This is a genomic window from Sphingobium sp. CCH11-B1, from assembly GCF_001556865.1.
In the GTDB taxonomy this organism is placed as follows: domain Bacteria; phylum Pseudomonadota; class Alphaproteobacteria; order Sphingomonadales; family Sphingomonadaceae; genus Sphingobium.
Genome location: NZ_LSJY01000138.1, coordinates 1 through 1,967, shown reverse-complemented (window position 1 = coordinate 1,967; position 1,967 = coordinate 1). Strand labels below are relative to the sequence as shown.

Genomic DNA, 1,967 nt, shown 5'->3' with positions numbered 1-1,967 from the left:
GTCCTCGCCACCCCCGGCATGGACCGCCACAGCGCCTATGTCGGCATGTCGCGGCATCGCGACGACGTGCAGCTTTATTATGGCCGCGACGACTTCGCCGATCAGCGTCAGCTCGTCCGCGCCCTGTCGCGTGATCGGGGCAAGGACATGGCGGGCGACTATGCGCGCCCGGAACAGGACCAGGCCCGCGCGTTCGCCGATCGGCGCGAGATCCGGTTCCCGGAACTCGCGCGTGAAATAGTGGCGAAGGTCCGCGACAAGGCGCGGGGCATGTTCGCGGGGTTCCGGCCGAAGCCGGCGACCGAGAAAGCGACGTCGCCGGAGCGTGTCGCGGCCGATCGGCCGCCGGCATCCTCGCAGGCCCGCGCGATCGAGCGCTATGGGCGCGCCGCAGCGGATATAGGCCGGATGCGGGACAAGGGGTTGCCGGTGCTGGCGCACCAGGAACAGGCGCTGGCGAAGGCTGGCGACGCGCTCGACCAGGTGCGACCGCTTGGGAGCCGCGACCTTGCCAGCGCGATCGAGCGCGACCCCCGACTCGCGCGCGACGCGGCCGAGGGGAATACGGGCGGCGCGGTGAAGGCGATGGAGACGGAGCGCCAGGTCCGCATCGACCCGGAGAAGCGCGCGGACCGGTTCGTGGAGCAGTGGCAGGGCATGAAGGAGGCGCGGGCCAGGATGGAGCGCGCCGGCAACCGCGCGGGCGCGGAGAAGCTCGGCAAGCGCATGGAGAGCATGGCGGGCGGGTTGCATCGCGACCCGCAGCTCGAATCCGCCTTGAAGCGGCACGCGCCCGAGCTGGCGTTGAACATGGAGCGGGGCAAGTCGATCGGGCAGGAGCTGGCGCAGTCGGTCAGCATCGGCCGTGACCGCGACCGTGGCATGAGCCGGTAGGAGCAGGGATGACGGACGAGGCGGAGTATGACGGCAGCGACGCGGCGGCCGAGGCATTGGCGGAGGTCCGGGCCGAGGTAACGCTGTTGCGGCGGGCAATCGAAGGGCTGACGGCCGAGCGCGGCGCGATCGACACGCCCGACTATACCGAAACGCTGGGGCGGATGCAGCAAGGCATAGACGCCACGGCCGACCGTATCGCGCACATCAACGACGTAATCGCACGGAGTGCGGCGCTGGCGATCACCCCCGAGCAGATGGCGCAGCGGATCGCAGCGGCAGGCAACGCCGCCCGGCGCGAGGACCAGGCGGCGCTCGCCAAAGCGGGCGAGGACAAGGCCCGCGTCATGGCCGAGCTTCGCGCCATCACCGGGTCCGCATGGACACGCGCCGACCAGAGAAACCGGCAGCTATGGTTCGCCCTGGGTGGTGTGGTGGCAGGAATCCTCGCATGGGCGATCGTGCCGGGCCTCGTCGCGCGCGGGATCGCGCCGGCGAGCTGGCAGTGGCCCGAGCGCATGGCGGCACGGACGCTTGACATGCCCCGCTGGACGGCCGGGCAGCGCATGATGCAGAGCGCCGACCCGACCGCTTTTCGCGCGATCGTCGCCGCTGACAGGATCGTGACGGCCAATCGTGAAACGATCGAGGGGTGCAGCAAGGCCGCAGCCCGAACCCGCGAGACGGTACGATGCACGATCAGGGTCAGGCCGGATGGACAAGATAGTCGTTAATGCATCACGCTAGGGCAACTTCGTCAGCATCGAGCATTCGGCCCATCGCGTAGTAATCGCCAACAACGCCCGATTCTTTGTTGGCCGCCACCACATCTCCGCACACGGTATAGCCAAGCCGTTGGTAGAGTGCGAACGCCCGGTCGTTGCGAACAGCAACGTGGAAGATCAGGAAAGGTATCCTGCGGCGACGTACCCATTCCTCGGCGGATTTCACCAGGCTTGTTCCGAGCCCACGTCCCTGCCACCGTGTCCGGATAGCCAAATTAAACGAGGCAAACTCAGCAGCGCCTTCGATGCACACGCTCCGCACATCTATGTAGCCGACGAGGTCGCCTA

At 68.2% G+C, this 1,967-nt stretch carries 2 protein-coding genes and 1 pseudogene; 2 read left to right on the top strand and 1 reads right to left on the bottom strand.

The window, feature by feature from the left end; all coding sequences use genetic code 11:
• Positions 1 to 894, top strand: a pseudogene (locus AX724_RS24105) (Ti-type conjugative transfer relaxase TraA); the annotation flags it as partial.
• A gap of 8 nt (positions 895 to 902) precedes the next feature.
• A complete protein-coding gene (locus tag AX724_RS15375) occupies positions 903 to 1,628 on the top strand; it encodes a DUF6118 family protein (RefSeq protein WP_156448100.1) in 726 nt (241 codons plus the stop codon).
• A gap of 4 nt (positions 1,629 to 1,632) precedes the next feature.
• Here AX724_RS15375 and AX724_RS15370 read toward each other — a convergent pair.
• Positions 1,633 to 1,967 (bottom strand): GNAT family N-acetyltransferase (locus AX724_RS15370; RefSeq protein WP_156448099.1); only part of this gene is annotated, 335 nt, incomplete at its 5' end.

Excerpts from the sequence above, each read along its gene's own strand:
- AX724_RS15375 (WP_156448100.1), top strand. The coding sequence starts at position 903 with ATGACGGACGAGGCGGAGTATGACGGCAGCGACGCGGCGGCCGAGGCA.